We start from the raw sequence: 7,264 nt of genomic DNA, 5'->3' as shown, positions 1-7,264 counted from the left end.
ATTGGATTGGAAGGGGGTACCCCCTTCCAATCCAATCAAATTCATACTTCGAACAGAATCTGTTTGTGATACAAAACAATTGAAAACTTGTAATTAGCATTTTACACAATTATAAGGACTTGACTCAATCGCTCGACATAAGCCCAATTTCATTGCCATTTAAATGAAAGCCTCTTATCCAAAACGAAATATGCTCCCCTTCATCCCAAGAACTCGTGCTACTCTCACTCAAAAAAACCACTAGCCTTAAGCGGCTAGTGGTGAAGAAACTATTTATTTTGCTAATGGAACTTTTAGTGACATTTGTTGGCATTCAGCGAGTTTGCCGATGTCGAAGTTTCCTCCGCTTACGATGATTCCTATGTTTTGGGCGGAGGATGGAGTGTGGTGATTCAACACTGCCGCTACTGCTGCGGCTCCTGCACCTTCAATTAGCGTTTTTTCTCGTTCGAGCATGAAGAGAATTGCCGACGCAATTTCTTGCTCGGTCACCGTGACCATGTCATCTACAAAAGAATGAATTATGTTCATTGTTAGCTTCCCAGGAACTTTCACGTTAATGCCTTCCGCTATCGTTTTTCCTTGAAATGTAAGGATTCCGTCATTTTTCCCTTTATAGGCAATAGTTATTGCTGGAGCATTAATAGATTGAACGCCGATTACTCGAATATCTGGACGAGTAGACTTTACAGCTAATAATGTACCAGCTAGTAGGCCTCCTCCGCCGGCAGGCACAACGATTGTATCGATCTCAGGTCGTTGCTGGAGCATTTCCATAGCAACTGTTGCTTGACCTTCGATTACTGCTAGGTCGTCAAATGGGTGAATGAATGTTGCACCCGTTCGAAGTTGCTCTTCTCTTGCTGCAACATATGCTTCGTCAAAATTTTGTCCAACAAGTTTGACCGTCGCTCCGTATCCTCTCGTTGCGTTCACCTTAGCTTCGGGTGTTCCGGTTGGCATGAAAATCGTGACTGGCACATTTCGTGCTTTTCCGGCATAAGCGACACCTTGTGCATGATTACCAGCAGAAGCAGCGATTAAGCCTTTTTCGCATTCAGCTTCCGAAAGCTGTAGTACTTTGTTCATCGCCCCTCTAATTTTAAATGAACCGGTTTTTTGCAAGTTCTCCATTTTGAGAAATACTTTCTTTCCACTGAATTCATTAAATGTTGTCGACATTTTACATGGTGTTCGGTGAACGAACTCCGCTACTTTTTCTGATGCTAAATATAAACCTACAGTGTCGTATGAATTCCCAACAAAACCATCTCCTAATTTTCTAATTTTAAGTAAGCTTGCGACTTACGCTTTTCTTAATTCATAAGCTTTTATTTGATCTTCATATTGGAATGTCAATGAAATTTCATCCCACCCATTTAGAAGCATTTTCTTTTGGTAAGGATCAATGTCAAATGAATAAACAATACCATCTGCTCCCGTTACCGTTTGAGTTTCTAAATTGACTTCTACGTTATACAATTCTTTTCTTAGAAGTTCTTCTACCTCTTCCACCGACAATTTAATAGGAAGAATTCCATTTTTCATGCAGTTATTATAGAAAATATCTGCGAAGCTCGGTGCAATGACTACTCGAAAGCCATAGTCTAATATCGACCATGGAGCATGCTCACGCGATGATCCACATCCGAAATTTTCATGGGCTACTAGAATAGTAGAGTCTTTATAACGGTCGTCGTTTAAAATAAAATCTTTTATCGGATTTCCTTGTGCATCAAAGCGCCAGTGATAAAACAAGTACTGACCAAATCCTGTACGCTCTATTCTTTTTAGAAACTCTTTTGAAATTATTTGATCGGTATCAACATTTTTTTGATTTAAAGGTGTAATAACACTTTTTATTTCATTAATAGGCTCCACAGTTTTTCCTCCTTACTTATTTACTAAATCAATTTCGCCTTGGCGTAATTGCGTCCAGATTTTAAATTGAACTTAGGCCTGCGTGATGCAGGTCAGATAGCCGTTGTCGCATGGATTCGACGTATTTAGGCTATCATCCTTCAATTACTCCTTTTAAAATCTGTGACATCCGCCGGAGGCCTCAACTTTATTCAGCAAGGGTTTAAATCCCTGCTGGAGAAAGTTGAAATTTGCGAATATCTACGATATGGCCTTCAATGGCTGCCGCTGCTGCCATTGCAGGACTCATCAAATGTGTTTTAGATCCTGCACCTTGACGACCTTCAAAATTACGGTTGGAAGTAGATGCACAATGTTCACCAGCTGGTACAACGTCATCATTCATCGCAAGACACATACTACATCCAGATTCGCGCCATTCAAATCCTGCATCAAGGAATATTTTGTCGATGCCTTCTTGTTCTGCTTGTTTTTTCACTGTTTGTGATCCTGGAACGACAATTGCTTTCACATTTGGATGTACTTTACGACCTTCAATAACGCTTGCTGCTGTGCGCAAGTCGCTCAGACGAGCATTCGTACAAGAACCGATGAACACATTGCTAATAGCAATATCTGTTAAAGGCATTCCTTCCTCCAACCCCATATATGCAAGTGCTTTTTCATGCGCTTGTTGATCACTTGTTTCAGAAAAGTCTTTTGTATATGGAATGTGATTCGATATTCCTGAACCCATAGAAGGATTTGTACCCCATGTAACAAAAGGTTCGATTTCATCAGCGGAAATTTCCACCGTTTTATCGTAAACAGCTCCTTCATCTGAAGCCAATGAAAGCCAGCGATCCGCTTCTTTTTCAAAAGCTTCTCCTGTTGGAACATGCTCTCGACCCCTTAAGAAATTAACTGTTGTTTCATCCGGGCTAATCAAACCAGCTCGAGCTCCTGCTTCAATGGACATATTACAAATCGTCATACGTTCTTCCATCGATAACTTGCGAATAGCTTCACCTGTATACTCTACGATATACCCAGTACCCATATCGATGCCGAATTTCGAAATGATCGCTAAAATAATATCTTTTGCAGCTACCCCGTAACCTAGTTCGCCTGTTACTTTAATTTCCATCGTTTTTGGTCTTGCTTGCCATAGTGTTTGAGTAGATAGAACATGCTCTACCTCACTCGTACCAATCCCAAATGCAATTGCACCAAACGCACCATGAGTGGAAGTATGACTATCTCCGCAAACGATGGTTTTCCCAGGTTGTGTTAGTCCTAGTTCTGGGCCAATAATATGTACGATCCCTTGATCTGGATGGTCCATATTGGCAAGTGGAATTCCAAATTCTTCACAGTTTTGTTGAAGTGTATTGATTTGTGTTCGGGCGATTACATCCGTAATCTGTTCTCTATTTCGAGTAGGTACGTTATGATCCATCGTTGCATAGCAAAGATCAGGACGACGTACCTTCCGATTATTTAGTCGTAACCCTTCGAAAGCCTGTGGAGATGTTACTTCATGGAGCAAGTGTAAATCGATATAGAGAAGGTCTGGTTTTCCTTCTTCCTCGTACACAATATGTTCATCCCAAATTTTCTCGATAATCGTTTTTGCCATTTAGTCCCTCTCCTTTTGGTTAGACATAAGAAAACATAATGCTATCTGATACAAATTCCGAGTCTAACTCTTCTAATACTTTTGCCGTCCATTCAGTTGTAGAAAGAACACGTTTTCCTTCTACTTGTAGATCACCTGTGAAATTACCATCATTTAATACATTAAATACCGCCTCTTCGACCGCAGCTGCTTCTGTTTCCATTTGGAATGCTTCGCGAAGCATCATCGCTGCAGAAAGGATCGTTGCTGCTGGGTTTGCTTTGTTTTGTCCCGCAATATCGGGAGCGGATCCATGTACTGGTTCATATAAACCAAAGCCATCTTCGCGTGTACTTGCAGATGGAAGCATTCCAAGAGATCCAGTAATAACAGATGCTTCGTCACTTAAAATGTCACCAAACATATTTTCCGTTACTATGACATCAAAGGCACTAGGCTGTGTGATCATTTTCATCGCTGTAGAATCAACTAGCATATGCTCTAATTCTACGTCAGGATAGTTCTGTCTCTTTTCTTCTACGATTTCTCGCCATAATTTGCTTGTGTCTAAAACGTTAGCTTTATCAACAGAAGCTAGTTTTCCACGTCGGCTTCTTGCAATCTGGAATGCTGTATCGACAATACGCTCGATTTCTGTTCTTGAATAAGCAAGCGTATCAAGTGCATGATCATGAGATTTTTCGCGAGGTTCACTGAAATACAAACCACCTGTAAGCTCACGAACGATGACTAAGTCGACATTTTCCGCTACTTCCTTTTTAAGAGGTGAAGAATCCAGTAATGCAGGTATAGCTTTCACTGGGCGAATATTTGCATACAATCCAAAATGTTTGCGTATTGCCAACAATCCTTTTTCCGGGCGTAAGTGAGATGGATTTTGATCCCATTTTGGCCCACCAACTGCACCTAAGAGAATGGCATCACTTTGACTACATTGTTTTATCGTTTCTTCAGGGAGTGGATTTTCACAATCATCAATTGCTGCTCCACCAATAAGTTCATAATGCAGATTAAACGTATGGTTAAAACGTTTTGCAATTGTTTGAAGCACCTTCACAGCAGCTTCCGTTACTTCTGGACCGATTCCATCTCCCGGCAATACCGTTATCGTTTTTTCCATCTCATTCACTCCCGTTTCGTATTTTGGATAAAGCTTCAGTTACTTTCAGCACATTCGATTAGGAACTAAAGCTAGTCTTTATTGTGTTACCGGTACTTTTTGTTGGTAATGTACTTTTACTAATTGGCGATTAATCGCATTTAAGTATGCTTTAGCAGATGCTTCTAGTACGTCTTGGGAAGCATTTCTACCTGTTGATATAACATCATTGAAGCTTAGGTTAATAACTGCTTCTCCAAGTGCGTCTCTACCTTTAGAGACTGAAGATACCCGGTAATCAATAATATGAACTTTTCCATTCACAAGCTTTTCCAGCGTATTGAAAATTGCTTCTACAGAACCTGCTCCAGTAGAAGAGACAACTTCTACTTCTCCAGTTGGAGTTTTCGCCTGAACAGTTGCAGTAGGAATATTAGATGTGCCATATTGCACTTGGACGCTTTCTAATTCATACACTTCCACTTCGGAAGTGTGAACTTGCTGATCTGTCAATAAAACAAATAAATCTTCTTCAGTAATTTCTTTCTTACGGTCAGCTAATTTTTTAAATGCTACAAATGCAGCATTTAGCTTTTCATCACTTAATTGGAAGCCCATTTCCTCTGCACGACTTGAGAATGCATGGCGACCTGAATGCTTTCCTAGTACGAGTTCTGTAGTTGCATCACCGATTAGTTCTGGTGTAATAATTTCGTACGTTTCAGGATTTTTCAGCATACCATCTTGATGAATACCAGACTCATGTGCGAATGCATTTTTCCCAATAACAGCTTTATTTGGTTGAACTGCAACACCTGTTAATTTACTTACAAGTTGACTAGTACGTTTCGTTTCTTTTAAAACGATACCAGTTTCCGTGTTGTAATAATCATTGCGAATATGTAGGGCAACTGCAATTTCTTCTAGTGCTACGTTCCCTGCACGTTCGCCGATTCCATTGATCGTACCTTCTACTTGAGACGCACCATTTTCAATAGCAGCTAATGTATTAGCTGTTGCTAAACCTAAATCATCGTGACAATGAGCAGAAAGTTTTACTCGTTCAATGCCATGGACGTTCTCAGATAAGTAACGGAATAATGCACCATATTCGATTGGTGTTGCATAGCCGACAGTATCTGGAATATTGATCGTTGTTGCTCCAGCTTTTATTACTTCATTTATAATTCGAACGAGAAATTCTTTATCTGAACGAGTTGCATCTTCTGCTGACCACTGCACTAGCGGAAAATATTTTCTTGCTAGCTTCACGGATTCAACAGCAATTTCAATTACTTGTTCAGGTGTCTTATTCAATTTATACTGCATATGGATTGGAGATGTGGCGATAAATGTATGAAGATGTGGCTGTACTCCACCTTTTAATGCTTCCCACGAAGTTTCAATATCACTTTTAATAGAACGAGCTAGCCCTGTAACAATTGAGTTTTTAACTGTTCCGGCAATTTGTTTAACTGCTTCAAAGTCCCCAGGGGAAGAAGCAGGAAATCCTGCTTCTATAATGGAAACTCCATATTTTTCAAGCTGACGAGCAATCTCTAATTTTTCTTGTGTATTCAGGTTAATCCCTGCAGATTGTTCTCCGTCACGTAGCGTTGTGTCGAAAATATCAATTTTGCCCACTCGTCACCACTTCTTTCTTCACTTGTTTTTTCCCCTCATTGATGAATGGCATCATTTCACGAAGTTTTTCTCCAACTGTTTCGATTTGGTGCTCAGCTTCTGCCTTTTTAATAGCGTTGTATTTTGGACGGTTTGTTGCATTTTCTTCGATCCATTCCTTCGCAAATTTACCGTTTTGAATATCTGTTAATACTTCCTTCATGCGATCTTTTACAGAAGCATCGATGATACGTGGTCCTGATACGAAATCTCCCCACTCTGCAGTATCAGAGATAGAATAGCGCATTGTAGATAATCCCCCTTCGTACATTAAGTCAACGATTAGCTTCAATTCATGCAATGTTTCAAAGTATGCAAGCTCTGGTTGATAGCCTGCTTCTACTAATGTTTCGAAACCCGCTTTAACTAATGCAGTTGTACCACCACAAAGTACTGCTTGCTCTCCGAATAGATCTGTTTCTGTTTCTTCTTTAAATGTAGTTTCAAGAACTCCAGCACGAGCTGCTCCAATACCTTTCGCATATGCTAAAGCTGTCTCTTTTGCGTTGCCAGTAGCATCTTGATATACCGCAAATAAACCTGGTACTCCAGCTCCTGATTCATATGTTCTACGTACTAGGTGACCAGGACCTTTTGGTGCTACTAGGAATACGTCCACATCTGCTGGAGGTACGATTTGATCGAAATGAACGTTAAATCCGTGTGCAAATACTAATGATTTACCTGCAGTTAATGCTGGTGCGATTTCTGCTTCATATACTGCTTTTTGTCTTTCATCAGGTAATAAAATCATAATAACTTCTGCTTTTTCAGCAGCTTCTTTTACAGAATACACTTCTAATCCATCTTCTTTTGCTTGGTCGAATGATTTTCCTTCACGAATACCTACCACTACGTTAAAGCCTGAATCTTTCAAGTTTTGAGCATGTGCGTGACCTTGTGATCCATAACCGATGATTGCGATTGTTTTGTCCTTTAAAAGTCCTTCATTGATATCTCCGTTGTAATACATTTTAGCCATT

6 protein-coding genes are annotated in these 7,264 nt (G+C 40.1%); all 6 read right to left on the bottom strand.

Annotation, left to right across the window (positions count from 1 at the left end):
* Positions 1–273: 273 nt before the first annotated feature.
* The 6 genes from FG384_RS18090 to ilvC all read right to left on the bottom strand — a co-directional run bounded on the left by FG384_RS18090 (position 274) and on the right by ilvC (position 7,263).
* A complete protein-coding gene (locus FG384_RS18090; RefSeq protein WP_276612775.1) occupies positions 274–1,287 on the bottom strand; it encodes a threonine ammonia-lyase in 1,014 nt (337 codons plus the stop codon).
* Between the two features lie 18 nt (positions 1,288–1,305).
* Positions 1,306–1,881, bottom strand: a complete 576-nt coding sequence (gene leuD, locus FG384_RS18085; protein WP_142644087.1) for a 3-isopropylmalate dehydratase small subunit — start codon at positions 1,879–1,881, stop codon at positions 1,306–1,308.
* A 202-nt stretch (positions 1,882–2,083) separates the two neighbouring features.
* On the bottom strand, positions 2,084–3,499 hold the full coding sequence (gene leuC, locus FG384_RS18080; RefSeq protein WP_142644086.1) for a 3-isopropylmalate dehydratase large subunit: 1,416 nt from the start codon (positions 3,497–3,499) through the stop codon (positions 2,084–2,086).
* Between the two features lie 19 nt (positions 3,500–3,518).
* Positions 3,519–4,619, bottom strand: a complete 1,101-nt coding sequence (gene leuB / locus FG384_RS18075; protein WP_142644085.1) for a 3-isopropylmalate dehydrogenase — start codon at positions 4,617–4,619, stop codon at positions 3,519–3,521.
* A 78-nt stretch (positions 4,620–4,697) separates the two neighbouring features.
* Positions 4,698–6,242, bottom strand: coding sequence for a 2-isopropylmalate synthase (locus tag FG384_RS18070; protein WP_142644084.1), 1,545 nt, complete (start codon positions 6,240–6,242; stop codon positions 4,698–4,700).
* Entirely contained in the window at positions 6,229–7,263 is a 1,035-nt protein-coding gene (ilvC, locus tag FG384_RS18065; RefSeq protein WP_142644083.1) for a ketol-acid reductoisomerase, read from the bottom strand. Before ilvC ends, FG384_RS18070 begins: the two co-directional genes overlap by 14 nt.
* Position 7,264: the final 1 nt, after the last annotated feature.

The organism is Psychrobacillus vulpis (assembly GCF_006861825.1).
Classification (GTDB): domain Bacteria; phylum Bacillota; class Bacilli; order Bacillales_A; family Planococcaceae; genus Psychrobacillus; species Psychrobacillus vulpis.
The sequence above is the reverse complement of the archived record's forward strand: the minus strand, read 5'-3'. Positions and strand labels throughout refer to the sequence as shown.